Annotated in this window: 18 protein-coding genes and 5 pseudogenes; 13 read left to right on the top strand and 10 right to left on the bottom strand. The window is 60.4% G+C overall.

Features of this window, described 5'->3' with window-relative positions:
• Positions 1–387 (top strand): VOC family protein, encoded by a 387-nt coding sequence (locus P6U16_RS06485; protein WP_277703072.1) that lies wholly within the window; start codon positions 1–3, stop codon positions 385–387.
• 92 nt (positions 388–479) lie between these two features.
• Here P6U16_RS06485 and P6U16_RS06480 read toward each other — a convergent pair whose 3' ends face one another.
• Positions 480–1,892 (bottom strand): MFS transporter, encoded by a 1,413-nt coding sequence (locus P6U16_RS06480; RefSeq protein ID WP_277703071.1) that lies wholly within the window; start codon positions 1,890–1,892, stop codon positions 480–482.
• A gap of 271 nt (positions 1,893–2,163) precedes the next feature.
• Here P6U16_RS06480 and P6U16_RS06475 point away from each other — a divergent pair, with 271 nt between their 5' ends.
• The gene (locus tag P6U16_RS06475) at positions 2,164–3,090 is read left to right on the top strand and encodes an MBL fold metallo-hydrolase (protein WP_277703070.1); all 927 of its coding nucleotides are present in this window, start codon (positions 2,164–2,166) and stop codon (positions 3,088–3,090) included.
• A gap of 201 nt (positions 3,091–3,291) precedes the next feature.
• Positions 3,292–4,788: an IMP dehydrogenase gene (gene guaB, locus P6U16_RS06470; protein WP_277703069.1), complete on the top strand. Its 1,497-nt coding sequence runs from the start codon at positions 3,292–3,294 to the stop codon at positions 4,786–4,788.
• Positions 4,789–4,844: 56 nt separating this feature from the next.
• On the opposite strand, the gene P6U16_RS06465 is transcribed toward guaB, so the two are convergent.
• Entirely contained in the window at positions 4,845–6,107 is a 1,263-nt protein-coding gene (locus P6U16_RS06465; protein ID WP_277703068.1) for a low temperature requirement protein A, read from the bottom strand.
• Positions 6,108–6,273: 166 nt separating this feature from the next.
• On the opposite strand from P6U16_RS06465, the gene P6U16_RS06460 reads away from it, so the two are divergent.
• The 6 genes and pseudogenes from P6U16_RS06460 (at position 6,274) to P6U16_RS06435 (ending at position 11,815) form a co-directional block, all read left to right on the top strand.
• Entirely contained in the window at positions 6,274–6,693 is a 420-nt protein-coding gene (locus P6U16_RS06460) for an MAPEG family protein (RefSeq protein WP_277703067.1), read from the top strand.
• A gap of 214 nt (positions 6,694–6,907) precedes the next feature.
• Positions 6,908–8,035 carry a patatin-like phospholipase family protein gene (locus tag P6U16_RS06455; protein ID WP_277703066.1) on the top strand — a complete coding sequence of 376 codons (1,128 nt, stop codon included), beginning with the start codon at positions 6,908–6,910 and terminating at the stop codon, positions 8,033–8,035.
• Positions 8,032–8,771: pseudogene (locus P6U16_RS06450) on the top strand (acetoacetate decarboxylase). Before P6U16_RS06455 ends, P6U16_RS06450 begins: the two are co-directional and overlap by 4 nt.
• A 12-nt stretch (positions 8,772–8,783) precedes the next feature.
• Positions 8,784–9,566, top strand: coding sequence for a 3-hydroxybutyrate dehydrogenase (locus tag P6U16_RS06445; RefSeq protein WP_277703065.1), 783 nt, complete (start codon positions 8,784–8,786; stop codon positions 9,564–9,566).
• Between the two features lie 202 nt (positions 9,567–9,768).
• Entirely contained in the window at positions 9,769–10,794 is a 1,026-nt protein-coding gene (adhP, locus tag P6U16_RS06440; RefSeq protein WP_277703064.1) for an alcohol dehydrogenase AdhP, read from the top strand.
• Positions 10,795–10,941: 147 nt separating this feature from the next.
• Positions 10,942–11,815: pseudogene (locus tag P6U16_RS06435) on the top strand (dienelactone hydrolase family protein).
• Between the two features lie 4 nt (positions 11,816–11,819).
• Here the strand turns inward: P6U16_RS06435 and P6U16_RS06430 are convergent.
• On the bottom strand, positions 11,820–12,728 hold the full coding sequence (locus P6U16_RS06430) for a hydrogen peroxide-inducible genes activator (RefSeq protein WP_277703063.1): 909 nt from the start codon (positions 12,726–12,728) through the stop codon (positions 11,820–11,822).
• Between the two features lie 109 nt (positions 12,729–12,837).
• Between P6U16_RS06430 and katG the strand changes: the two genes are divergently transcribed.
• On the top strand, positions 12,838–15,045 hold the full coding sequence (gene katG, locus P6U16_RS06425; protein WP_277703062.1) for a catalase/peroxidase HPI: 2,208 nt from the start codon (positions 12,838–12,840) through the stop codon (positions 15,043–15,045).
• 317 nt (positions 15,046–15,362) lie between these two features.
• On the opposite strand, the gene P6U16_RS06420 is transcribed toward katG, so the two are convergent.
• On the bottom strand, positions 15,363–16,313 hold the full coding sequence (locus P6U16_RS06420; protein WP_277703061.1) for a LysR substrate-binding domain-containing protein: 951 nt from the start codon (positions 16,311–16,313) through the stop codon (positions 15,363–15,365).
• Positions 16,314–16,562: 249 nt separating this feature from the next.
• On the opposite strand from P6U16_RS06420, the gene P6U16_RS06415 reads away from it, so the two are divergent.
• Both P6U16_RS06415 and P6U16_RS06410 read left to right on the top strand, forming a co-directional pair.
• Positions 16,563–16,856, top strand: a complete 294-nt coding sequence (locus tag P6U16_RS06415; protein WP_277703060.1) for a DUF1127 domain-containing protein — start codon at positions 16,563–16,565, stop codon at positions 16,854–16,856.
• 509 nt (positions 16,857–17,365) lie between these two features.
• Positions 17,366–18,259 (top strand): sensor domain-containing diguanylate cyclase, encoded by an 894-nt coding sequence (locus tag P6U16_RS06410; protein ID WP_277703059.1) that lies wholly within the window; start codon positions 17,366–17,368, stop codon positions 18,257–18,259.
• 134 nt (positions 18,260–18,393) lie between these two features.
• On the opposite strand, the pseudogene P6U16_RS06405 reads toward P6U16_RS06410, so the two are convergent.
• A pseudogene (locus P6U16_RS06405) lies at positions 18,394–19,265 on the bottom strand (DUF937 domain-containing protein).
• Positions 19,266–19,446: 181 nt separating this feature from the next.
• Between P6U16_RS06405 and P6U16_RS06400 the strand changes: the two are divergent.
• Complete coding sequence (locus P6U16_RS06400; protein WP_277703058.1) at positions 19,447–19,878, top strand: GNAT family N-acetyltransferase; 432 nt, start codon at positions 19,447–19,449, stop codon at positions 19,876–19,878.
• 12 nt (positions 19,879–19,890) lie between these two features.
• Here P6U16_RS06400 and P6U16_RS06395 read toward each other — a convergent pair whose 3' ends face one another.
• From P6U16_RS06395 to P6U16_RS06375, 5 genes and pseudogenes are all read right to left on the bottom strand, one after another.
• Positions 19,891–21,264: a glutamate--cysteine ligase gene (locus tag P6U16_RS06395; protein ID WP_277703057.1), complete on the bottom strand. Its 1,374-nt coding sequence runs from the start codon at positions 21,262–21,264 to the stop codon at positions 19,891–19,893.
• A 144-nt stretch (positions 21,265–21,408) separates the two neighbouring features.
• Positions 21,409–22,145 (bottom strand): annotated as a pseudogene (locus P6U16_RS06390) (16S rRNA (uracil(1498)-N(3))-methyltransferase).
• A gap of 24 nt (positions 22,146–22,169) precedes the next feature.
• Complete coding sequence (locus P6U16_RS06385; protein WP_277703056.1) at positions 22,170–23,675, bottom strand: inorganic phosphate transporter; 1,506 nt, start codon at positions 23,673–23,675, stop codon at positions 22,170–22,172.
• 200 nt (positions 23,676–23,875) lie between these two features.
• Complete coding sequence (locus tag P6U16_RS06380; protein ID WP_277703055.1) at positions 23,876–24,391, bottom strand: NUDIX hydrolase; 516 nt, start codon at positions 24,389–24,391, stop codon at positions 23,876–23,878.
• Positions 24,392–24,629: 238 nt separating this feature from the next.
• Positions 24,630–25,459, bottom strand: a pseudogene (locus P6U16_RS06375) (FadR/GntR family transcriptional regulator).
• Between the last annotated feature and the right edge of the window lie 180 nt (positions 25,460–25,639).

The raw sequence follows: 25,639 nt of genomic DNA, 5'->3' as shown, positions 1-25,639 counted from the left end.
ATGCTTCTCTACATCACGCTTGGCAGCAACGATCTGTCCAAGGCGAAAATATTCTACGATGCGGCCCTTGCTCCCCTCGGCATGGTGCGCCGGGTTACTGAAGACGTCGAGATCGGCTATGGGGCGCCGACGGATAGCCGGACCCGTCTCTGGGTCGTGACGCCCTACGACGAAAAGCCGGCGACAACAGGCAATGGCTCGATGGTGGCGCTGGAGGCGGAAAGCAGGGCAAAGGTCGATGCCTTCTATGAGGCGGCGCTCGCCAATGGCGGCACCGATGAAGGCAAGCCTGGTCTTCGACCCTATCATGCGGATTTCTACGCCGCCTATGTCCGCGATCCAGATGGCAACAAGATTTCAGCTGTATGCGAGACCGCGCCGGTATAATGCTGGCTGCGCCCGACGGGCGCTTCTCAATTAGGGCCTGATCTCTAGCCCGTTCATTCAGTGCCGCATGGCGGGCTCGAGACAGCCATTCCTCATTTCACGCCGGTGATCGTCTCGCTATCCGGCGTTGCCAGCCGATGGCCCGAGACGGAGGCGCCTGCGTTCTTGGCCATGGTGATGAAGGGGATGATCGCCGTCAGCGTAAAGACGGCGATGATCATGAACGCGATCTGGAAATCCCGCAGCTCCAGCGGCGATCCGGTCAGCGTCGTTTCGATCTCGAGAATGGCGCCGGCGACCGCCACGCCCATGGCAAGGCTGATCTGCTGCAGAACGGCGCTCATCGAGGTTGCCTTGCTGGCATCGGCATCGTCGATATCGGCGAAAGACAGCGCGTTGACGCTGGTGAAGAAGAAGGAACGGGCAAAGCCCGCCAGAAGCAGCAGGAAAGCCATGACCAGATAGGGCGTGGCCGGCGTGAAAAGTCCGTTGACGAAGGTGAGGGCCGCTCCCGCAAGCGCGGCGATGATCAGCGTGGTGCGAAAACCGGCAAAGACCAGCACGCGCTTGGCAAAGAATTTCGTCGTGAGCGCCCCGATCGCTCCGACGAAGGTGATCATCCCGGACTGGAACGGGCTGAGGCCGAAACCCACCTGCAGCATCAGCGGCATCAAAAACGGAATGGCGCCGATGGAGATGCGGAACAGGGATCCGCCGATGGAGGCGGCGCGAAAGGCGCTGTCCTTGAACAGGTTGAGATCAAGCAGCGGCGCCGGATGGCGGCGTGCGTGGCGGACATAGAGAAATCCGCAGGTGATGCCGATGACGACGGCAACGGCGCCGATGATGGGCGGCAGGGCGGGCAGGCTCATGACGGAGAGGCCGAACATCGTGCCTGATGCGGCAATGGCGCTGAGAAAGAAACCCTTGATATCGATCGGCGGCGGTGCAGCACTTTCGATCTCTGGCAGATAGGCGCCTGAGAGGAAATAGCCTGCAATGCCGATCGGCACGTTGATCAGGAAGATCCAGTGCCAGGAGAAATAGGTGGTGATGAAACCGCCGAGCGGCGGCCCTGCCAGTGGCCCGACCAGGGCCGGAATGGTCAGGAGCGCCATGGCGCCGACCAGTTCGCTGCGCTGCGTCGAGCGCACCAGGACGAGCCTTGCGACCGGGGTCATCATCGCCCCACCCATGCCCTGCAGGAAGCGCGAGAAGACGAAGGAGATCAGGTCGCCGGAAAAGGCACAGAGGATCGAGCCGGCGACAAAAACCAAGATCGCGGACCGGAAGATGCGTTTCGCCCCGAAGCGATCCGCCATCCAGCCGCTGAGCGGGATGAAAATCGCCAGCGAGACCATGTAGGAGGTGAGCGCTAGCTTGAGCGTGATCGGCCCGACGCCGAGATCATGGGCGATGGCGGGCAGGGAGGTTGCGATGACGGTTGAGTCCATCTGCTCCATGAACAGGGCGACAGCCAGGATCATCGGGACAATGCGGTTCATGTGGGAAGGCCTTGGCGATGCGACGAAAGAGGATATGCGACGACAGACGCGTAATTAGAGCTTTGTCGGGAAAAAGCGTCGCTTCGAACTCAAATTGCAATCACATCCCTGTGAGGGGCAGTGCCATTGCCTGTCAAGACGCTAGATGTGGCCTTGCGTCCCACGACGCCCATCTGTTTGAACCCGATATTCCGCTGGAGGCTTCCATGACCGATACCTTCCCCTTGGCCGCCGTGCCCTGTTCGGCGCGACTGCGGCCGGCGCGCTCGCCATGCCGTTCCTTATGAACCGGGCAGCCTTTGCCCAGACTGAAACCAAGACGGACGTAACGATGTCGCCTGCTGTAAAGACCAACAGCTTCAAGATGGGCTCCTACACCGTCACCGTCATCAGCGATGGACTGCGCGTTTCCGAAAAACCGCAGGAAACCTTCGGCACCAACCAGTCGCCCGAGGCGGTGGCTGAACTCTTGCAGGCAAATTTCCTGCCGACAGAAAAATTCGTCAACGGCTTCTCGCCGACACTGGTCGATATCGGCACCGACGTGATCCTGTTCGATACCGGCATGGGCGAGGGCGGCCGCACAGCGGGCGCAGGCCAACTCGTCGCCGGCATGCAGGCGGCCGGTTATACGCCGGACCAGGTGACCGTCGTCGTGATCACCCACATGCACGGCGACCATATCGGCGGCCTGATGGAAGGCGGCCAGCCAACCTTCAAGAATGCGCGCTACGTCGCCGGCCAGACGGAATTCGATTTCTGGAAGGATCCGGCCCGCGCTGGAACACCGGCGGAGAACGGTCACAAGGGCGTTCTGGAAAAGGTGGTTCCACTGGCCGAGAAGATGACCTTCGTGGCTGATGGCGGCGACGTCGTCTCCGGCATCACGGGCATGGCGGCGTTTGGCCATTCGCCGGGCCACATGATCTATCGCATCGAATCGGACGGCAAGGCGCTGATCCTGACGGCCGATACCGCCAATCACTTCGTCCTGTCGCTGCAGCGGCCGGATTGGGAGGTGCGCTTCGACATGGACAAGACGGCAGCCGCAGCGACCCGGAAAAAGGTTTTCGACATGATCGCGACCGACCGTCTGCCCTTCGTCGGCTATCACATGCCTTTCCCGGCGGTCGGTTTCGTCGAAAAGCTGGATCAGGGTTACCGTTTCGTGCCGGAAACCTACCAGTTCGAACTCTGAACCGCGGCCTTTGCCGCATTGCAAAAGATCTTGGCAGGCCCGGCGTTTTCGCCGGGCCTTTGCACTTTCCAACCCTTCATATCCATGTTACCAGCCCTCGCCAACTTCCAAGAAACTCTCGCCCGTCAAGCACGGCGAGTCTCCCACCGCACGGTTATCCGATTGTGCGGGGAGAATTCCATTTACTGAAGGGATTTGGCCATGGCGCGCATCATCGAAACGGCAACCGGTTTGGAGGCTCTGACCTTCGACGACGTTCTTCTGCAACCCGGGCATTCCGAAGTCATGCCGGGGCAGACCAACATCGCCACCCGCATCGCCCAGGACATCGACCTCAACCTGCCGATCCTCTCGTCCGCGATGGACACCGTCACTGAGGGGCGTCTCGCGATCGCCATGGCGCAGGCCGGCGGCATCGGCGTCATCCATCGCAACCTGACCCCGATCGAACAGGCCGAACAGGTCCGTCAGGTCAAGAAGTTTGAAAGCGGCATGGTCGTCAACCCGGTGACCATCGGCCCTGATGCCACGCTCGCCGACGCGCTGGCCCTGATGAAGATGTATTCGATATCAGGCATCCCCGTCGTCGAAAATGCCAGCGGTTCGGTGCCGGGTCGTCTGGTCGGCATATTGACCAACCGCGACGTTCGGTTTGCCTCGGATCCGAGCCAGAAGATCTACGAACTGATGACGCGGGAAAACCTGATCACGGTCACCGAGAATGTCGATCAGAAGGAAGCCAAGCGTCTTCTTCACACGCACCGCATCGAAAAGCTGCTGGTGATTGATGCGGATCGTCGCTGCGTTGGCCTGATCACGGTCAAGGATATCGAAAAGTCGCAGCTCAACCCGAATGCTTCGAAGGATGCGCAGGGCCGCCTGCGGGCCGCCGCCGCCATCAGCGTCGGCGATGACGGCATCGAGCGGGCCGAGCGCCTGATCGACGCCGGGGTCGACCTGATCGTCGTCGATACCGCGCATGGCCATTCGCAGCGCGTCCTCGATGCGGTTGCCGCGGTCAAGAAGATGTCGAACTCGGTGCGCATCATGGCAGGCAACGTCGCGACGGGCGATGGCACCAAGGCGCTGATCGATGCGGGTGCGGATTCCGTCAAGGTCGGTATTGGTCCGGGCTCGATCTGCACCACCCGCATCGTGGCCGGTGTCGGCGTGCCGCAGCTGGCGGCCATCATGTCGGCTGTCGAAGCCGCTCAGGCGGCCGGCATCCCTGTTATCGCCGATGGCGGTATCAAGTTCTCGGGCGATCTTGCCAAGGCGATTGCCGCCGGCGCATCCGCCTGCATGATCGGCTCGCTGCTCGCCGGTACGGATGAAAGCCCGGGTGAAGTGTTCCTGTATCAGGGCCGCTCGTTCAAGGCCTATCGCGGCATGGGTTCGGTCGGCGCTATGGCGCGTGGCTCCGCGGACCGCTATTTCCAGGCGGAAGTGCGCGACACGCTGAAGCTCGTTCCGGAAGGCATCGAAGGCCAGGTTCCCTACAAGGGGCCGGTATCCGGCGTGTTGCATCAACTGGCCGGCGGTCTCCGGGCGTCGATGGGTTATGTCGGCGGCAAGACCATCAAGGACTTCCAGGAGCGCGCGACCTTCGTGCGCATCTCCGGCGCGGGCCTGCGCGAAAGCCACGCCCATGACGTGACGATCACCCGCGAAAGCCCGAACTATCCGGGCGCGATGTAAATTCGTTCGGGAAGATTCGATTGGAAAGCGGCGGGTGATCTCGCCGCTTTTTTCGTTCAGGTCCCCAGCGCTTGCCGCAGGGCGTCGGTTCCGTAGCGATGGCCTTTCAGCTCATAACCGAGGACCGGGACAAGGGGCGCCAGCATCAGCACGACAAGGCAGATGGTCATGTCCAGTCCAACCGCGGCAAGCCCAACCGGAAGGATGACAAGCGCTGTCGTTCCGGCCATCAGCAGGATGTAGAACGCATCCAGTCGCTGCAGCAGGTAGCCATAGAGCAGGAAGATCGTCAGCACATAGACGAAAACCGGGACGGCAACGGTCAGCACCGTGGCGGCGGCACCGATATGCGCCTTGTGCTCGATATAGTAGGCCGCGACATGCAGGCCGGCGCCGGTTGCTGCAATTGCGCCGAACACGATCATCTGGCCATAGCCCCAGACGAAGGACCGCTCGCGGAAGCGATGCAGGATCGCGCCTGATGGCAGCAGGAAATAGAGCCACCACATGCCGAATGTGAGGCCGGTCCCGGCGACGCAGATCAGTACGGCATCGAGGTTCCACCCCTGGGCATCAACGATGGCGCTGATCGAGGCAACCGTGCCGACGACGCCTTCGCCGAGCGTGATGATGGCCAGCAGCCCGTAGCGTTCGGCAATATGGTGCGCATGCCAGGGCGTGCCTCCCGCCCATCGCTCGGCCAGCACCGGCCCGGTCATTTCCACGAGAACGAGCGCGAGGCCGCTGGCGGCGGTTGCCAGCAGCGGCATGTCGATGAAAATCAGGACGACCCAGCCGATCTGGGCAAGGAGGATGGTGGTGGCATAAGTCAGGCAGGCCTTGCGCCCATCCGGATATTGCCGCGCTGCACGCAGCCACTGGAACAGCATGGCGCCGCGCATCACCACATAGCCAAGGACCATGATGTCGTTGTCCACCTCTACGCCCTGGTCGATCGATGCGAACATCCGCGGCAGCCCGAGAGCGAGAATCAGCACCCCGACCATCTGCACCATGGTCGTCAGCCGGTAGATCCAGTCGTCGGTATCGAAGGCCGAGGCAAACCAGGAGAAATTGATCCAGGCCCAGCAGACGGCAAACATGGCAAAGCCGAAACCGGCGAGCCCGGCCATATAGTGGCCCTCTGCGAGCAGATGCGCGAGCTGCGAGGCGGCAAGGCCGAACGCGATGACAAAGGTCAGGTCGAACAGAAGCTCGAGCGGTGTCGCCGTGCGGTGATGCTCGTGCGGATCACGCCCGCGCATGGAGGAAAAATGGTGGGTGGGCAGCGCACTGGCGCCGGGAGGATGTTCGGACATGGGCACCGTGTTTGAATGCGTCTTCGGATGGCTTGTCCCGACATTCCCCATGCGCAAAAGCCATGTCAAGCGGAAGCACATTTGTTGTAGCAACACTGCGCAGTTGTTGTTCTGGATTTCGACGGCTACCGCTATAGATCAGTTCGATCAACCACACGGAGTTTCAATGCCCGCATCCACCGCGATCTTTTGGCCCGTCATGGTCCAAATCCTGCTGACGCTCTGTGTTTATATTCTGATGGCAAAACGCCGCTTCGGCGCGGTGCGTGCAGGGACGGCGAAAGCGCATGATTACAAGATCCCGACCATCGAGCCCGCGCCCAGCGCCACTGTTGCCCGCAACCTGATCAACCAGTTCGAATTGCCGGTTCTCTTCTACGTCATCTGCATCGCGCTCTTCGTCACCGGTGGCGCCGGCATGGTGTCAATCGTCTTTGCCTGGATCTTCGTCGTCAGCCGGCTCCTACACGCCTATGTGCATGTCACGTCGAACAGGCTGATGCTGCGCCAGCGCCTGTTCAGCATTGGCGTGCTTGCGACGATCGCCCTTTGGGTCCTCCTGGCCGTGCACATTGCATCGCAGTAATTTCGGCGTCATTGTCCTGTGACGATAGGCTGCTTCTTACTATTGGGTTTCGTCGCACCCCTCGACCGTGAGCGGAATTGTCACTTGATCAGCCGGTTTCGATTGAAATCGCTGGTCTTTTCGACATTGCTGAAAGTTAATTTGCACACCCCGCATAAGGGGCGTACCGTCCGCTTCTGTTCGCAGTTGCAGTATTCTAGGAAAGGCACTTGCCTTGACCAAATCCGAAGAAAAGACCGTTCTCGTATTCCAGGGCGGAGGCGCGCTCGGCGCCTATCAGGCCGGTGCCTATGAGGCCTTGCACGAAGCAGGGATCCGGCCGGACTGGCTGGCCGGCATCTCGATCGGCTCGATCAATTCGGCGATCATCGCCGGCAGCCAGGTGGACAAGCGCATCGACAACCTGCGCACCTTCTGGCACCGCGTCTCGTCAGGGCTCGCCGGTCAGACCGTCGGGCCAGGCGACATGATGCGCAAGTGGTTCAACGAAGCCTCCGCCTTTCTCGGCTCCCTGACGGGCGCACCCGGTTTCTTCAAGCCGCGCGCCTTTGCACCCTGGGCCATTCCGGGCGACCCGATGGCGCAGATCAGCCTCTATGACACCTTGCCACTGCAGGAGACGCTGGCCGAACTGGTCGATTTCGACCTGATCAATTCCGGCGCCATCCGGCTGAGCCTCGGCGCGGTCGATGTCATGAGCGGCAATTTCAACTATTTCGACAACCGGCATCAGGATTTTTCCGCCAAACACGTTGCCGCATCGGGTGCGCTGCCGCCGGGCTTTGCGCCGATCGAGATCGACGGCCGCTACTATTGGGACGGCGGCATCGTCTCGAATACGCCGTTGCAGCGCGTGCTTGGTGGCGAGGAGCTGGAAAGCGACCTCTGCATCTTCCAGGTCGATCTGTTCAGCGCCCGCGGCGCTCTGCCCAAGGATCTGTTCGACGTTGAGGCGCGCGAAAAGGAAATCCGCTTTTCCAGCCGCACGCGTCTGAACACCGACCAGTTCCGCAAGCTCCAGACCATTCGCATGGCGGCCAAGCGGCTGATGGAGAAGCTTCCGGATGAGTTGAAGGACGACCCGGATGCGCGTTTGCTCGAAAAGATCGGCAATGACAGCGCCGTCACCATGGTGCACCTGATCTATCGGCAGGCGACCTATGAGAGCCATTCCAAGGACTACGAGTTTTCACGGCTTTCGGTCGAGGAACACTGGAAGGCCGGGCATGACGATGTTGTCAGGACGCTCAATCACCCCGATTGGCAGAGCCGCACTCGGCCCACCAACGGAATTCGAATCTTCGACCTTTGCGAAAAACACGGAAGCGAGAAAAAGTCGTGAAAATAGACGATGTGATCCGCAATGCTTTCGCCATGCCGCTGACCAGCCCGTCCTATCCGCCGGGACCCTACCGTTTCGTCAATCGCGAATACATGATCATCACCTACCGCACCGATCCGGAAGCATTGCGCCGCGTCGTGCCGGAGCCGCTGCAATTCGATGAGCCGCTGGTGAAATACGAGTTCATCCGCATGCCGGATTCGACGGGTTTTGGCGACTACACCGAGTCGGGCCAGGTGATCCCAGTCACCTATGAGGGCGTGCATGGCGGTTACGTGCATTCGATGTACCTGAACGATGACGCGCCTATCGCCGGCGGCCGCGAGATATGGGGCTTCCCAAGAAGCTCGCCGACCCGTCCTTGCATGCTGTGAAGGATGCGCTGGTCGGCACGCTCGATTATGGCGGCCAGCGCGTCGCGACAGCGACGATGGGATTCAAGCATCGCGCGCTCGACAAGGACAAGGTGCTGGAAAGTCTGAAACAGCCGAATTTCATGCTCAAGATCATTCCGCATGTGGATTGCACACCGCGTATCTGCGAACTTGTGCGCTATTATCTGGAAGATCTGACCGTGAAGGGTGCCTGGGAGGGGCCGGGGGCTCTGCAGCTGTTTTCGCATGCGCTGGCGCCTGTGGCCAACCTGCCGGTGCTTGAAGTCAAATCCGCCGTCCAAATTCTGTCCGACCTGACGCTGGGCCTCGGCGAAGTGGTCCATGATTATCTTGCAAAATAGGGAGTTAAAACCATGAAACTCAAAGACAAGGTGTGCATCGTCACCGGCTCGGCCAGCGGCATCGGCCTGGCGATCGCGAAGAAATACGTGTCGGAAGGTGCCAAGGTCGTCATCGCCGACCTGAAGCTCGAAGCCGCCGAGACGACAGCCAAGGACCTGACCGCCATAGGCCCCGGCGAAGCGATCGGCCTTGCCATGGACGTGACAAGCGAAGAGGCTGTCAACACCGGCGTCGCCGCCGTCGTTGCAAAGTGGGGCAGGGTGGACGTGCTCGTCTCCAATGCCGGCATCCAGATCGTCAACAAGATCGAGGATTACGCCTTTTCCGACTGGAAGAAGATGCTGTCCATCCATCTCGACGGCGCCTTCCTGACCACCAAGGCCTGCATTCCGCACATGAAGGCGCAGAAGGGCGGGGCGATCATCTACATGGGCTCGGTGCATTCACACGAAGCCTCGCCGCTAAAATCGGCCTATGTCACCGCAAAACACGGCCTGCTCGGTCTTGCCCGTGTCGTTGCCAAGGAAGGCGGCCCGGACGGCGTGCGCGCAAACGTCATCTGCCCCGGCTTCGTCAAGACGCCGCTGGTGGAAAAACAGATTCCGGAGCAGGCCCTAAGGCTCGGCATCTCCGAAGAAGAGGTCGTCAAGAAGATGATGCTCGGCGGAACCGTCGATACCGAATTCACCACCGTCGAGGATGTCGCGGAAGTGGCATTGCTGTTTGCCGGCTTCGAGACAAACGCGCTCACCGGCCAGTCTCTGGTCGTCAGCCACGGCTGGTACATGCAGTAAGACCTGATAGCGGAAACGCCGCGCCCGCGGCGTTTCCGGCCTACCGCAGTTCTGGTGCACTTTGAAGGTGCAACCACGCGCGCATTTCTCGTTGGTTGATCCATATCAACGTTTCGTTGCCTGTTCCCATCCACTGTCGCCCTGTATCTGCAGCTTATGCAGATGCCTTTAGCGCCCTTGCGGCGAACAGGAGGATCCGTGCATGACGGCAATGATGAAAGCGGCAGTGGTCAGGGAATTTGGCAAGCCTCTGTCCATAGAAGAGCTTCCCATCCCCGAACCCGGCCCGGATCAGATTCTGGTTCGCTACCACGCAACCGGCGTCTGCCATACCGATCTGCATGCCGTGAAAGGGGACTGGCCAGTCAAGCCGAGCCCGCCCTTCATTCCTGGTCATGAGGGAACCGGCTTCGTCGCCAAGGTCGGTGCGAACGTCAAGCGCATCAAGGAAGGCGACCGGGTCGGCGTGCCGTGGCTGCATACGGCCTGCGGCTGCTGCAGTCCCTGCCGGACCGGCTGGGAGACCCTGTGCGGTCAACAGCAGAACACCGGTTATTCCGTCAACGGCACCTTTGCCGAATACGGTCTCGCCGATCCCGATTTTGTCGGGCGCCTGCCGGACAACCTTGCGTTTGGCCCTGCAGCGCCGGTGCTGTGCGCCGGCGTCACGGTCTACAAGGGCTTGAAGGAAACCGAAGTGCGGCCGGGCGAATGGGTCGCCATATCAGGCATCGGTGGTCTCGGGCATATGGCTGTGCAGTATGCCAAAGCCATGGGCATGCAAGTCGCGGCAGTCGATATCTTCGAGGATAAACTGGAACTCGCCAAGGAGATGGGCGCGGATCTGGTGATCGATGCACGCCAGGCGGATGCTGTCGAACGCCTCCAGCAGGCTACGGGCGGCGTGCATGGCGCCCTCGTGACGGCCGTATCGCCGAAGGCGATGGAGCAGGCTTTCGGTTTCCTGCGGTCCAAGGGCACCATGGCGCTGGTCGGCCTGCCGCCGGGCTATATCTCGCTGCCCGTGTTTGAAACGGTGCTGAAGCGCATCACGATCCGCGGTTCGATTGTCGGCACAAGGCAGGATCTCGAAGAGGCCCTGGAATTTGCGGGCCAAGGCAAGGTCGCGGCTCACTTCAGCTGGGACAAGCTCGAAAATATCAACGCCATCTTCGAGCGCATGGAAAAAGGCGCGATCGACGGCCGCATCGTCCTCGATCTGAGCTAGGAGACGCGCTGGTCGTCCGGTAACGCATGCTGAATCGATTGGCCGGGGCTGCCGCGGCCAATCACTTTCTCGTCAATCTCTCTTCATGCCCTTGAACCGACGGCGTGGTTGCTCCGTACTGGCTGCATGCCAACAGGAGGAATACGCATGGACAAGCCGGTTATCACACAGGACATGATCAATGCCTATGACGAATACACCCATCTGAGCCTCGACCGCCGGGCGTTCATGCGCAAGCTGACGGCGCTGACTGGTTCCGCCGCCGGTGCCGCAGTCATTGCGCCGCTGCTTGCCGCCAACAGCGCGCAGGCGGAGATCATCGCCGAGACCGATGCCCGCGTGAAGGCTCAGGATATCACCTATCCGGGCGAAGGCGGAGAGATGAAGGGCTATCTCGCCGTGCCGGCCGATGCAGCCGGCAAGCTTCCGGCCGTTATCGTCATTCATGAAAATCGCGGCCTCAACCCGCATATCAAGGACGTCGCCCGCCGAATGGCGCTCGAAGGTTTCGTCGCCCTTGCTCCGGATTTCCTGTCGCCCTCGGGAGGAACGCCTGCCGACGAGGACAAGGCCCGCGAAATGATCGGTGCTCTCGACGGCAAGCAGACAGTCGGTAATGCCGTCGCGACAGTTGCTTTCCTTGGAAGCCATGAAGCGACCACGGGCAAGGCAGGGGCCATCGGCTTCTGCTGGGGCGGCGGCATGGTCAACAAGCTCGCCGTCGCTTCCCCGACCTCAAGGCCGGTGTCGCCTATTATGGTTCGCAAGCGCCGGCGGAAGATGTGCCGCAGATCAAGGCAGCACTCCTCCTGCATTACGCCGGCCTCGACGATCGCATCAATGCCGGCATTGATGCCTACAAAAAGCCCTGACCGACGCCGGCAAGGATTTCACCATCGAGATCTATGATGGCGTCAACCACGCCTTCAACAACGACACCTCGTCCGCCCGCTACGACAAGACCGCCGCTGATTTGGCCTGGAGCCGGACGGTGGAATTTCTGAAGGCGAAGGTCGTCTGAGGCTTTAGGCGGTCTCGCCCAGCAACTGCGCGGCAGCGTCTGAAATCAGCGCTGCCAGCGCCTCCTGGTCGTTGTTGCGGCCGCTCCTCGGGCGCCAGACGAGGCCGATGCTACGGGAGGGCTGGGGCTCTGCAAAAGGCACGATGCGCATGCGGTTGCGCGAGCGCTCGTCCTTGACGGCGATTTCGGGGATGAGCGTGATGCCCATGCCGTGGCTGACCATCTGCAACAGCGTCGCCATCGAGGTCGCGCCGTAATTGGCGACGCGACGGCCGGCGTTCGAGCCGCAGACGGCGAGTGCCTGCTCGCGCAGGCAGTGGCCTTCCTCCAGGAGAAGCAATCTGTCCATGTCGACCTGCGCTTCCGTCATCGGCGAGAGCAGAACGGTCTCCTCGTCATCGGCGCTGGCGATCAGGAAACGATCCTCGAACAGGACGCTGGATCGCAGGCTGTCGTCATTGTGCGGCAGGGCGATGATGGCGCAGTCCAGCTTGCCGTGCTTGACGTCTTCGACACAGCCCGTCGTCAGCAGTTCGCGCAGCTCGACATCGAGCTTCGGATAGCGGCTGCGCAGCATCGGAATGAGCACCGGCACCAGATAGGGTGCCACTGTCGGGATGATGCCGAGCCGCAGCTTGCCTTCCAGCACGCCGGCGACTTGCCGCGCCCTGTCGTACAGACCATCGACAGAAAGAAGAATGGCCCGGATTTCCGGCAGCAGAGCCTCGCCCTGCTGCGTCAGGATCACGCCGGCGCGACCACGCTCGACAAGGCGGATGCCGAGATCGGCTTCCATCTCCATGATCTGCGCCGAGAGGGCCGGCTGGCTGACATTGGTCATTTTCGCCGCGCGGCCGAAATGGAGTGCCGTGGCGAGAGCATCGAAATAGCGCATTTGACGGAGAGTGAGCATGATAGTTTTATCTTATCGATAATAGCATTAAATACAATTGGAAATTATGGACCTTCTGGACGATTGTGCGGTCGAACCAACGAAATTGCGTTTCCTAAAGGAGCCAAACATGGACGCCAAAGTCGAAAAAACGGGCAAATGTCCCATCATGCACGGATCGCTGACCACGAGCTCCGGCAAGGGCACGTCGAACCGCGAATGGTGGCCCAATCAGCTGAACCTCAGGATTCTCCACCAGAACTCGGCGCTATCAGATCCGATGGGAACCGGCTTCAGCTATGCCGAAGAATTCAAGAAGCTTGATCTCGCCGAGATCAAGAAGGATCTCGTCGCCCTGATGACGGATTCTCAGGAATGGTGGCCGGCCGACTTCGGTCATTACGGCCCCTTCATGATCCGCATGGCCTGGCACAGCGCCGGCACCTACCGCACCGGCGACGGCCGCGGCGGCGCAACCTCGGGCACCCAGCGTTTCGCGCCGCTCAACAGCTGGCCTGACAACGTCAATCTCGACAAGGCCCGCCGCCTTCTCTGGCCGATCAAGCAGAAATACGGCAACAAGATTTCCTGGGCCGACCTGATGGTGCTCACCGGCAACGTCGCTTTGGAATCCATGGGCTTCAAGACTTTCGGCTTCGCCGGCGGCCGTGCCGACGTCTGGGAGCCGGAAGAGGACATCTACTGGGGTGCGGAAAGCACCTGGCTCGACGACAAGCGCTATAGCGGCGACCGCGATCTGGAAAACCCGCTGGCAGCCGTCCAGATGGGCCTGATCTACGTCAATCCGGAAGGCCCGAACGGCACGCCCGATCCGCTGGCCTCAGCCCGCGATATCCGCGAAACATTCGGCCGCATGGCTATGAACGACGAGGAAACCGTCGCCCTCATCGCCGGCGGCCACACTTTCGGCAAGACCCATGGTGCCGGTGATGCTGCCCATGTCGGTCGCGAGCCGGAAGCAGCGGGTATCGAAGCGCAGGGCTTCGGCTGGGCCAGCACCCATGGCAGCGGCAAGGGCGGTGATACGATTTCCAGCGGTCTGGAAGTCACCTGGTCGCAGACCCCGACGCAGTGGAGCAACTATTTCTTCGAAAACCTGCTTGGCTTCGAATGGGAACTGACGAAGAGCCCGGCCGGTGCCCACCAGTGGCAGCCGAAGGATGGTGCAGGGGCAGGCTCGGTTCCGGATGCACACGATCCGAACAAGCGTCACGCCCCAACCATGCTGACCAGCGACCTGGCTTTGCGTGCCGACCCTGCCTACGAGGCGATTTCCCGCCGCTTCCTCGAAAACCCGGATCAGTTTGCCGATGCCTTCGCCCGCGCCTGGTTCAAGCTGACCCATCGCGACATGGGTCCGCGCGTTCTTTATCTCGGCCCAGAAGTGCCGAGCGAAGAACTGATCTGGCAGGATCCGGTGCCGGCCGTCGATCATCCGCTTGTTGACGCTGACGACATCGCCGCCCTCAAGGAGAAGATCCTTGCCTCCGGCCTGTCGGTCTCCCAGCTGGTTTCGACCGCCTGGGCATCGGCCTCGACCTACCGCGGGTCCGACAAGCGCGGCGGTGCCAATGGTGCCCGTATTCGCCTTGCCCCGCAGAAGGATTGGGAAGCCAACCAGCCGGCCCAGCTCGCCAAGGTTCTGGAAACGCTGGAAGGCATCCAGAAGGCCTTCAACGATGCGCAGACCAGCATCAAGAAGGTGTCACTGGCCGATCTGATCGTGCTCGCTGGTGCCGCTGCCGTCGAAAAGGCGGCCAAGGCTGCCGGCCACGACGTTTCGGTGCCCTTCACGCCGGGCCGGACAGACGCAACGCAGGAACAGACAGATGTTGAATCCTTCGATGTGCTTGAGCCGCTTTCGGAAGGGTTCCGCAACTATCAGAAGACGAGCTTCACGGTTTCGGCCGAGGAACTTTTGATCGACAAGGCCCAGCTGCTGACGCTGACCGCTCCGGAAATGACCGTTCTCGTCGGCGGCCTGCGTGCGCTGAATGCCAATCATGGCCAGTCGCAGCACGGCGTCTTCACCAGGCGCTCGGAAACGCTGACCAACGACTTCTTCGTCAACCTGCTCGACATGGGCACGGTCTGGAAATCAGTTTCGCCGGATGAGGAAGTCTTTGAGGGCCGCGACCGGACGACCGGCGAGCTGAAGTGGACCGCGACCCGCGTCGATCTGGTCTTCGGCTCGAACTCGCAGCTACGGGCTCTGGCAGAAGTCTACGCCCAGAGCGACATGCAGGCAAAGTTCGTCGGCGACTTCGTTGCCGCCTGGAACAAGGTAATGAACGCAGACCGTTTCGATCTGGTCTGAGCCGTAATCTGAAACGGTGTCGACCTCAGAGCCGGCACCACCAAGAAACCATACAGACGGGCCCGGCAATGGGCCCGTTTTGGTTTAGCTTCGGTGCGGCATTCTGCGAACGGACCAAAAATGGCACAGCGGTGCCTCTTTGGCCCGAGCGCGTCTTGGATTAAAGATAACTGGCGCGGGTCGTTACGGTCCGGGCTTGCCCAAGACGACAATGACGAGTTTCTATCGCAAACACTGATTTTGGTCCTTGAGGACTGCACAGGCTTATTGATTGTAATAAATTGCCGCCGCGCTTCCGCAAGGAGCGCGGTTTTTCATTACCAACCCGGCAGCATGTGGCTCTGGCGAAGCCGCGGATAACGCGAAAAACTCTTCAGGTCGCCATCGAGATCGTCGTTCACCGCAGTCGGCGTAATGTTGTCGAGGCAGGCGGTGATATGGTTGGTGATGGCGTTGCAAAGCGAGGGAGAAAGACCCGGCCGCTTCATGATGCCGATCTGAACCGGCGCCAACGCCGGGAAACCGTCGGCCAGCGTCAGCACCTTCATGCCGGTGCGAAGCGCCGATTCCGGCAGAACCGCGACCGCCATACCGGCCAGCACTGCCGCCGCCACGACGGTCGAGGACCAGCTGGTGAACAGGATGTTGTATTCCTTCCCGGTAGCGTCCAGCGCCGAGCAGGCGGCCTGACGCCACTGGCAGTCGCGCTTTCCAACGGCCAGCGGCACCGGCGCATTTTCCGGCAGCGGATGGTTGATTGAGCTGACCCAGCAGAGCGGTTCGGTGCGCACCACATCGGAGGAGCGTGCGCGCGGATTGTGGGTCACCAGTGCGATATCGAGGTCGCCCTTGGCCATTTTCTCGGCCAGATCCACCGAAGGCTCGCAGATGATATAGAGCTCGACATTCGGATGTGTCTTGGCGAAGCGCACGATGATCTCAGGCATATAACGGTCGGCATAATCGTCCGGCGTGCCGATGCGCAGCGTGCCTTCCAGCCGGTTGTCGTCGAAGGAGGCGATCGCCTCGTTGTTCAGCCGCAGCATGCGGCGGGCAAAATTCAACAGCCGGTCGCCTTCGGTCGTCAGCCGGTTGCCGCGCCCGTCCTTGGCGAAGAGCTGCTTGCCGATGCGTTCCTCAAGCCGTCGCATCTGCATCGAGACCGCGGACTGCGTCTTGAAGACGCGATCGGCCGCCTTGGTAAAACTGCCGGTATCGGCAATGGCAACGAAGGTTTGCAGCTGGTCGATGTCGAGCGGTGCAGACATGGTCCCGATCCTCAAGGGTGTTTTCCGGAAGAAAAACAGGTCTCATAAATTAGTTTGATGAATATCATTAGAAACATTCGTTGGACTGATCAATGCCGATTTGCGACCCTGATGCTGCAAAAACGCATCAAAAACGCTCCGGAACGTCTTTGGCAGACCGGATCACCATCAGAGTTTCGACCCGCCTGCCGCACTGACCTCCCTGCGGCAGGAGGCGTTGTTTCGTGCCCAAAACCAGGAGCAGGCACCATGCGCACGACCGATCACACCCTCGACCTCACCCTGACCGGGAGGCAGTCCGCGACGTCCCGCCAGACGGGGATCGTGGCCGTGCTGAAATCGGTCTGGCGCCGAATGCTGAACCGCAATGCGATCGGCAGCCTGCACGATCTCGACGACCACCAGCTGCTCGATATGGGGCTCTGCCGTCACGAAGTCCGCGAGGCCCTGACCTCGTCCTTCTTCGATGATCCAGGCCGTCACCTCACGCAGTCCGCGCGCAACCGCACAAACGCGTTCTACAGGAACGCGCGCCGCGACTGACCGGCCCATCCGCTGCATCCGGCCGGTCTGGCATGCGGCGGCTCAAAAGTTTTGTTGCGTGCCCCAAACGTCGAAAGACGACCACGCAACAGGGACGCGCAGCCGCCTCTGCGCGTTACCGTTCCCCGCAGGGTTTAGAGCCAATTGCCCTGCTGCTTGCCCGGTGCATGGTCCAAGGACCGGCACCGGGCTTTTTTGTTTTGGGGGAATCATGGTAACTGTCGATTTGCACAAGGAAAAGTTGTGGTCTGCATTCGTGTGCAATGGGCGGCATGGCCATAAAGCTGCTGTGAGGAGACGTGCCAATCGAGGTCGAGGCACTGGGCATTTCCGTCGAGAGGGTCTTTTTCTTCCCCCGCAATTGCGCATTTAGAAAAAGGAAATGCTGTTATGGCAAGGTGGAGCAAGTAGAGGGCTGATTTTTAGATCAAATTTGTGCCGTGAGCGAGTGAACATGCGAATATTTTTTAACAGAGCCATGTCGTCAAGCAACTTGGGAAAGTGACGCCTTGTTTACGCAGCAGCAATTGAATTCCATTCTTTCCTCCCTTCCAGATCCCGCCTTCATCCTGACGCGCAGTGGCAGGTATGCAGCTATATTCGGAGGGAAAGACCTCAGACACTATCACGACGGCAGCGGTCTTGTCGGACGCAGCATGTTTGAAGTGTTGAAGGAGGAGAAGGCACAGTGGTTCGCTCACGAAATTGAAAAGGCGTTGGAAAGCGGTGTCCTTCACATCGTCGAATACGAACTCAGCGGCAGTGACGTCAAGGGAGCGGGCGATGGCCCCAGTTATTCCATATGGTTTGAAGGCCGCGTTCAGGCGCTGAGTTTTCAGGTGGAGGGCGAGGATGCTGTCGTCTGGGTGGCGAGCAATATCACCGAGAAGAATGAGGTTCAGCAAAGGCTGCGCCAACTGAGCGAAACGGACGCCCTGACCGGGCTATACAACCGGCGCAAGCTGATCGAGACCCTGGATCAGCGGTTGGCGATCTTTGAGCGCGAGAAAGCCCAGACATCGGTTCTCGTTTTCGATCTCGATAATTTCAAACGGCTCAACGACGATATGGGACATCAGGCGGGCGACGCCGCCCTCGTGGAAATTGCCCGCCTATGTCGGCAGCATCTGCGCCAGACCGATGTTATCGCCCGTTTTGGGGGCGACGAATTCGTGGTTGTGATGCCTGGTACCCATCGTCGCGATGCGCTGGAACTTGCAGAGCAACTGCGCGAACATGTTCCGATCAGCCTTAGGGAAACCTTGCGTTACGACGCGACGATCAGTGGTGGTGTTAGCGAATTCAGTCAGCCGGATCGCTATTCCAGCGATATTCTCAAACGCGCTGACGAGGGATTGTATCTATCGAAGCGGGCTGGTCGCAACCGGGTCTCGGCTTTGTAAACGCCGATCAGCACAGGCGTTCCGTTGCAGAGGGGCGGATGAGGCTGTGCAGCTGCCCATGTCGGCACCAAACCCGCCATGACCTCCGATTGGCTGCCATCGATAAGGAACCGCCTCTTGGCATGAAGTCACCATCATGGGTAGGCGCTGATCACCCCCGTATTCTTCCGATACGTCTCGAACAGCCCGTCGATGCTCTTCTGATATTCCTTCTGGGCTTCCAGTCCGCTGTCGAACATGCTGGAGAACATCTCGGCGAAGGGGGCGAGTGGCGTTTTTCGGTGGGCTTGGCGGCAGTGGGCGCGGCTGTGTCTGAGGTGGCCATCATGTCCTGGAAGGCCTTGACGAAGGGGTTGCCGGCAAACATGTCGGGTGCGCCTGCGGGTTTTTCGTCCGTCTTGCCGCCGTTGAAAAAGCCCTGCATCGCCTGGGTGAAGGGATTGTCGAAAGGGTTGGCTGCCGGCTCCGGCTTCTTGGCAAAACCCGAGGCTTCCATCCATGGCTTCATCACCGCTTCCATCGGCGTGTTGGCAAACGGATTCTGCATATTGCCCATTGGGCCACCGAACTGGCCGCCACCCATCTGGCCGGTCGCCTGCTTGAATAGCCCGCCCATGATGGCACTCGCCATGACGGGCAGCATCTGCTTGTAGATTTCCTGGCCGATGCCGGTCATCTGGGCGGCCTGCGCGGCAATCGCCCGCGACATCTCCTTGGATCCGAAAAGCTGGCCGAGAACGCCGTTGCCGTCGTTCATGCCCTGCGGCGTGAAGGCCTTGCTCATATCCTCGAAATATTGTGCGTGGTTGCCGCTGGTCATCGCCGTCATCAGCGCGCCGAAATCGTAAGGGTTGGTGGTGTTGCGCTTCAGCGCTGTCGAAAAGGCCGGCATCAGCGCGGCGGTGGCCTTGGCCATCTGTTCCTGGGCAAGGCCGAACTGCTTGGCCATGACCTCCATGGCATTGCCGTTCTGCGCCTGCATCATCATGTCAAAAAGCGGAATCATGGCCAATCCTCTCCCGGCAGGCAGCGTCCCCAAGGCCTTGCACTATAACGGGAATATGACGGAGGAAAACTGCTTTCTGTGAGCCGCATAAAGCCTTTTAGGGACCGAGCGCATTTTCTCACTCCACAAGGTCCAGATGATTGCCTATCGTCGATCAAGTCTGAATCAAAAGCGGATTTGAATGAAGCCTCCGATCATCGACGTCATCCTTGAAAACGCCAGCCCGGAAGACGGCACGGCGATCGTGTCTGTCCTCCAGAAGCACGCCGCCGGCCATATCGGCCCGACTATGGACAAGACGGATTTTGCCGTCCTGCTCCGCGATCCCGACACGCTTGAAGTCATGGGCGGGCTCTATGGAATGGACGGTTTCGGCTGGGCCTTCGTAAAGTATCTGGCAATCCCGGATCAGTATCGCGGTCAGGGGCTCGGAAGCCGCCTCATCCACGAAGCCGAGACGATTGCCCGTGCGCGCGGCTATATCGGCGTCTGGCTCGATACGTTCGAGTTTCAGGCCAAGCCCTTCTACGAAAAGCTCGGCTACGAGGTGTTTGGCGCGCTTGAGGGCGGGCCAAACGCCATTCCTCGCTATTTCCTGAAGAAACGGTTCTAGACGCTCCAGCCTTCAATATTGATAGTCAGCGAAGACCGGTTCGACCGAGCCGTTCCAGCGGCCGTTGTAGCGGGCCAGCAAGTCTTCGGCGAGCGTTGCCTTCTTGGCCAACACCTCGTCCAGCGGCGCAAGGAAGATGCTCTCATCCACTTCGTCGCCGTTCAGCCGGTTGCGGTTCTTCAGGCCGAGACGCGAAATGTTGATCACTTCGCGGGCGATGTCGAACAGCGAGATACCGCGGTGCGTGGCGCTAAGCCCTTGCACCGGTACGGCGTTGCGCATGGCGAGCGTTTCCTCGTAGGTCCAGTCGCGCGTCAGGGCCTCGGCAGCATCCAGCGCCGCGTCGTCATAGAGCAGGCCTACCCAGAAGGCGGGAAGCGCACAGATCCGGCGCCACGGGCCGCCATCGGCGCCGCGCATTTCGAGGAATCGCTTCAGGCGGACATCGGGAAACAGCGTCGAGAGATGGTTGGTCCAGTCGCCCATATTGGGTTCCCAGTCGGCAAGCTCGCCCTTCAGCGCGCCGTTCATAAACTGGCGGAAGGTGACATGGGTGCAGTCGTGGTACTTGCCGTCGCGCACGACGAAATACATCGGCACGTCGAGCGCCCATTTGACGTAGTCCTCGAAGCCGAAATCGGCGTTGAAGATGGCAGGCAACACGCCGGCGCGCTGGTTGTCGGTATCGCGCCAGATATCGCCGCGCCAGGAGAGCAGGCCGTTCGGCTTGCCATCGGTAAAGGGCGAGCTTGCAAACAGCGCCGTCGACAGCGGTTGCAGCTTCAGGGACACCTGCATCTTGCGGCGCATGTCCTCTTCCGAGGAGAAGTCGAGGTTCACCTGAATCGTGCAGGTGCGGTACATCATGTCGAGGCCCTGGGTGCCGACCTTCGGCATGTAGCGGCTCATGATGTCATAGCGGGATTTTGGCATGCGCGGTGTTTCGGCGAGCGTCCATTTCGGCGAGCCGCCGATGCCGAGAAAGCGGATGCCGAGCGGTTCGGCGATCTCGCGCAGATCGGCCAGATGCCGATTGGATTCCTTGCAGGTTTGATGCAGGTTTTCGAGCGGCGCGCCGGAAAGTTCAAACTGTCCGCCCGGCTCCAGCGAGATGGCGCCCTGTCCGGAATGTTCGGCAAGACCGATGATGTTGCCGGCGTCGATGATCGGCTCCCAGCCGCTTTTCTGCGCCATGCCGTTCAAAAGGGCCGAGATGCTGGCCTCGCCGAAATAGGGAACCGGGCTGTTGTCCGCCTTGAAGAAGGCGAACTTCTCGTGCTCCGTCCCGATGCGGAACCTGTCCTTCGGCTTGTTGCCCTCAGCCAGATATTCGGTCAGGTCAGCAAGCGAGGTGACCGGTGTCTGGTCGGTGGTATCTCTGGCCATGGGCGTCTTCTTTTGAATGGATCGGCCCGCAGGAAAACAGACCATGAGGAGGGTGCTTGAACCGGATTGAAGTGTGGTGCAAGTGAAATTGTTTCAAGCCCGGTTCAAATTTTCAACACATGGATTTCACAATAAGGCAGCGATCTATCGCCAGTCGCCGATTGCGGCCTGAATGACGGCCATGGCCGCGACAGCCGCCGTATCGGCCCGCAGGATGCGTGGTCCCAGCGGAATGGCAGTGACGAAATCGAGGCTGCGCAGCCGCGTGCGTTCTTCGTCCGAAAACCCGCCTTCAGGCCCGATCAGCAGGGCCAGTTTGCTTTCCTTGATCTCTGCAAGGATCGGCAGCGGATTCTGCCCGGAATCGCCTTCGTCGCAAAAGATGATCCGCCGCTCTCCAGGCCAGGTGTCGAGAACGTCGGCAAGTCGCTTGGGCGCTTCCACCTGCGGAATACCGAGCACGCCGCATTGTTCGGCCGCCTCGATGACATTGGCCTGCAGGCGCTCCATGCTGGTGATCTTGCCCTGCACATGCTGGGTCATCACCGGCTGCAGCAGGCCGGCGCCCATCTCGACCGCCTTCTGGACGAGATAGTCGAGCCGACCGACCTTCAGCGGAGCAAACAGATAGTGCAGATCGCATGGTTTCGGCTGCGGGCGGGTCTGCTCGACGGGGTTAGAAACAGCCGCTTCTTTGTCGGCAGGGACAGCGTCGCGCGCCATTCGCCGTCCCGTCCATTGAAGACGAGGACCTCGCTGCCGTCGCCGTAGCGCAGCACGTTGATGAGGTAGTTGAACTGTTCCTTGCCGACCTCATGGGCGATACCCGCTGACAGCGGCGCATCGACGAAAAGGCGCTGCATTCGGAAATTGGCGCGCATGGTTTTTCCTTCCGTGAAGGATGGTCAGATGAAAATCGCCGCGAATAAGGCGTAAACACCGGCCGAAAGCAAGGCCGATATCGGAACGGTGATCACCCATGCGGCGATGATCGTCATGAAATGCGAACGGCGTACGAGCTGGCGCAGGTGCCGCTCGTCCGGGCTTTGCTCGACCCGGCGCTGGAAATCCGTCTGGCCTGTCTTGTTGCGCACATATTCAAGCCGGCGCTTGGAGTTGCGGGTGAACCACTCGCGGAAGAAGCCGATACCGAAGACGGCGCCGACGGCGGTATGGGTCGTCGATACAGGCAGCCCGAGCGCGGTCGCGATCAGCACGGTGATGGCGGTGGCCAGCGCCACGCAGAAGGCGCGCATCGGATTGAGCTTGGTGATCTCCTCTCCCACGACCCTGATGAGTTTCGGGCCGAACAGCAACAACCCGCAGGAAATGCCGAGCGCCCCGATCAGCATCACCCACAGGGGAACTTCGCTGGTGTCGCTCACTGCCAGTCCGTTGACATGGGTGACGATGGCCGAGAGCGGCCCGACGACATTGGAAACGTCATTGGCGCCGTGGGCAAAGGAGAGCAGGGCGGCAGACAGGATCAGCGGGACCCGGAAAAGCTTGCGCAGCGACTGGTTGCGATCGTCCAGATCGCGCGCCTGGCGCATGATCCAGGGACGGCTGACCAGGATGGTGAGGAATGCCACGCCAAGGCCGATGGCAAGGCCGTTCGAGACATCCAGATCGATGATCTTTTCAAGGCCGACCAGAGCAAAATAGGCGGCGAAGGCGCCGGTCATGACCGAGATCAGGATCGGCATCCAGAAGACGGCGCCGGTAATCTTGTCTTCGCGATAGATGATGAAGATCTTGATGAAGGCAAGCAGTGCAGCGGCGATCCCGCCGCCAAGCAGGGGCGAAGCCACCCAGCTTGCGGTGATCCCCGCCAGTGCCCACCACTGAACCGCTGAAAAACCGGCAGCGGCGATGCCGGCGCCGAGGATGCCGCCGATGATCGAGTGCGTCGTCGAGATTGGCGCCCCGGACCAGGTGGCGATATTGATCCAGACGGCGGCCGAAAGCAGCGCTGCCATCATCACCCAGGCAAAGGCGGGGCCTGTCGGCATGAGAGCAGTATCGATAATGCCGGCTTCGATGGTCGAGACCACCCGCCCGCCGGCAAAGACGGCGCCGGCAACCTCGAAAACTGCTGCGATGACCAGCGCCGTGGTCATGGTGATGGCCCTTGAGCCCACCGCCGCACCGACATTGTTGGTTACATCATTGGCGCCGATGTTCATGGCCATGTAGCCGGCAAGCGCTGCCGCGGCGATGACCATGAGAAAGGCCGGCTGTTCGGAAACGTAAGCAGCGGCAAACAGCATGCTGAGGCAGACGAACAGCAGCCCAAGCCCGAGGCCGGCCCAGGGCTTCAGCACATAGTGGGAGGCTTCCTCGGTGAAGGTTACCTTGTCCAAATCCTTATCGAGGGTCGGTTTTTCCAGATAGGGAACTGGTTTTCCCACCGTTTCGTCTCCAATCGATGTGCCATACGCCTTCAGGCGCCGCACATTTCCTGATGTGTAAGGTCCCCTAGACGCGTTGTGATCTCTTGTCCGATTCTTGGCCCGAAACCATGTCCGATTTCAAGATATTCCGCGATGGCGACGACAAAGTTTAGCCGGCGAAGCTCGCGCCGCCCTGTCGTGATTGCGGGTTTCCTGTGTCAGGCTGTTTTTTGTGCGGCGGCCAGCGCGTCCGCGTTCATGGTCGAAAGCAGGCGTTTCTCGAACGCCAGGATCAGGTCTTTCAGCAAAGGCTCGGCGACCCGCGCCGAGCCTTCCTCGAAACTGACCCATTCGATCGTGCGGCTGCCTTTTTCCGGGAACCGCTTGGCCATGTCGAAGACGACGACCGGATAGACCTGCACCCGGCAGGGAATCTTCATCCCGTGGTCCATGCCTTTTTCGTAGGTATAGAAACCGATGGTGTCAGCGCCGGGCTCACCCTTGACGCCCGCCTCCTCGTAGGCTTCGCGCGCCGCGACCTGATTGAGCGTCTTTCCTTCCATCGGCCAGCCCTTCGGAATGACCCAGCGCCCGGTATCGCGGCTGGTGATGACGAGCATCTCCGGCTGCGCGCTCTTCTTCTTGAACCGATAGCACAAGGCGGCGCACTGCACCCGGACAGGCCGGCGGAACATCAGGCGCACGTCATCGGCAATACGATTCAAGATTTTCAACGTTCGGGCATCCTTTCAAAATTGTAGAGAATCACGCATCTGCAATATTGCTTCACTATGCCCGCTTTGGCAGGGCTGTAAACGCACAGATGTCGTGAAGTAGATATAGGGCGCTGCGGCCCCTGAAAAAGGGCAACGCAAAGGCTATCGAAGCAATTTAGGCGGAATGCGTGACCGCAGTGTGTCGAATGCGCCATTCGAAATCGTATTTGCGCCGCATGCGGCGCTGGCGAGCCGATCAGGACGTTTTTGTTTCATCGGGCAGAGGCTTTGCGGTCTGTGGAGCGCCCTGCTGGTCGCGTTGCTGAATGCGCAACTGCGAAATCCGCGTCCATTCTCCTGATCGTTCAGCTTCGCGCGTCGCGGTGATGATGAAGTCGATATGTGCCTGCGCGGCGGCGCGGGCGCGCTCAGGGTCGGCGGCCATGATCGCGTCGAAAATTGCCTCGTGCTGGGCAAGCAGTTTGTCGCTGGCGCCGGGGGCTGAAAAGACGATGGAGCGATGGAAGAAGATGCCGTTGCTCAGCAGCCGGTAACAGGCCCGCAGCGTGTGCAGCAGGATGATGTTGTGGGCACTCTCGCCAATCGCATTGTGCAGGTCGATATCCGCCGCCAGTTCGGTTTCGAAGGGGCCATTGCCGTGGGCGGCGCGCATCTGCGTCATGATCCGCGTCAGGATATCCCGATCAAATGCCGTCGCCCGCCGGGCGGCGAGTTCGGCGGTCAGCCCCTCGAGTTCGCGGCGATATTCGAGGTAATCCTGCGTCGCCTGCGGATGGCGGGCGATCAGTTCGATCACCGGCTTTGAAAAGATTTGCCCGATGACGTCTGCAACAAAGGTTCCGCCACCATGATGGCTGATGAGAAGTCCGCGGTTTTCCAGCTCCTTCAAGGCTTCCCGCAGGATCGGCCGCGAAACGTCGAAACGCTTCGACAGGTCGCGCTCGCCCGGCAGCCGGTCGCCATCGCGTAAGATTCCTCCAGCACCAGAAGCTCGATCTGATTGATCACCTCGTCGGCGGTCCGGCTGTGGCGAATGCGGGCGTAAAGATCGATCGGATCGTCCATCAAGGCTGTGTCTCCTTGATGGACAATTTAGAGTTCCGGGGAAAATTGGTCAATTATATTATCCAGTTGTTCGTATCTTGCGGCTTGAGATTATAGTGAGCTGCGTCAAAGCGTCGTTTCCTTTTGTGGTTTTCTCTTGATAAGAGGAACTGGATTGACGCGTGAGAGGGGACGATCGCT

It is taken from the genome of Rhizobium sp. 32-5/1 (assembly GCF_029537235.1).
Taxonomy (GTDB): Bacteria; Pseudomonadota; Alphaproteobacteria; order Rhizobiales; family Rhizobiaceae; genus Pararhizobium.
The sequence above is the reverse complement of the archived record's forward strand: the minus strand, read 5'-3'. Positions and strand labels throughout refer to the sequence as shown.

Bases quoted from the DNA above. Each gene is read 5' to 3' on its own strand.
- P6U16_RS06485 (WP_277703072.1), top strand. From the start codon at position 1: ATGCTTCTCTACATCACGCTTGGCAGCAACGATCTGTCCAAGGCGAAA.
- P6U16_RS06480 (WP_277703071.1), bottom strand. From the start codon at position 1,892: ATGAACCGCATTGTCCCGATGATCCTGGCTGTCGCCCTGTTCATGGAG.
- P6U16_RS06475 (WP_277703070.1), top strand. From the start codon at position 2,164: ATGCCGTTCCTTATGAACCGGGCAGCCTTTGCCCAGACTGAAACCAAG.
- guaB (WP_277703069.1), top strand. From the start codon at position 3,292: ATGGCGCGCATCATCGAAACGGCAACCGGTTTGGAGGCTCTGACCTTC.
- P6U16_RS06465 (WP_277703068.1), bottom strand. From the start codon at position 6,107: ATGTCCGAACATCCTCCCGGCGCCAGTGCGCTGCCCACCCACCATTTT.
- P6U16_RS06460 (WP_277703067.1), top strand. From the start codon at position 6,274: ATGCCCGCATCCACCGCGATCTTTTGGCCCGTCATGGTCCAAATCCTG.
- P6U16_RS06445 (WP_277703065.1), top strand. From the start codon at position 8,784: ATGAAACTCAAAGACAAGGTGTGCATCGTCACCGGCTCGGCCAGCGGC.
- adhP (WP_277703064.1), top strand. From the start codon at position 9,769: ATGACGGCAATGATGAAAGCGGCAGTGGTCAGGGAATTTGGCAAGCCT.
- P6U16_RS06430 (WP_277703063.1), bottom strand. From the start codon at position 12,728: ATGCTCACTCTCCGTCAAATGCGCTATTTCGATGCTCTCGCCACGGCA.
- katG (WP_277703062.1), top strand. From the start codon at position 12,838: ATGGACGCCAAAGTCGAAAAAACGGGCAAATGTCCCATCATGCACGGA.
- P6U16_RS06420 (WP_277703061.1), bottom strand. From the start codon at position 16,313: ATGTCTGCACCGCTCGACATCGACCAGCTGCAAACCTTCGTTGCCATT.
- P6U16_RS06415 (WP_277703060.1), top strand. From the start codon at position 16,563: ATGCGCACGACCGATCACACCCTCGACCTCACCCTGACCGGGAGGCAG.
- P6U16_RS06400 (WP_277703058.1), top strand. From the start codon at position 19,447: ATGAAGCCTCCGATCATCGACGTCATCCTTGAAAACGCCAGCCCGGAA.
- P6U16_RS06395 (WP_277703057.1), bottom strand. From the start codon at position 21,264: ATGGCCAGAGATACCACCGACCAGACACCGGTCACCTCGCTTGCTGAC.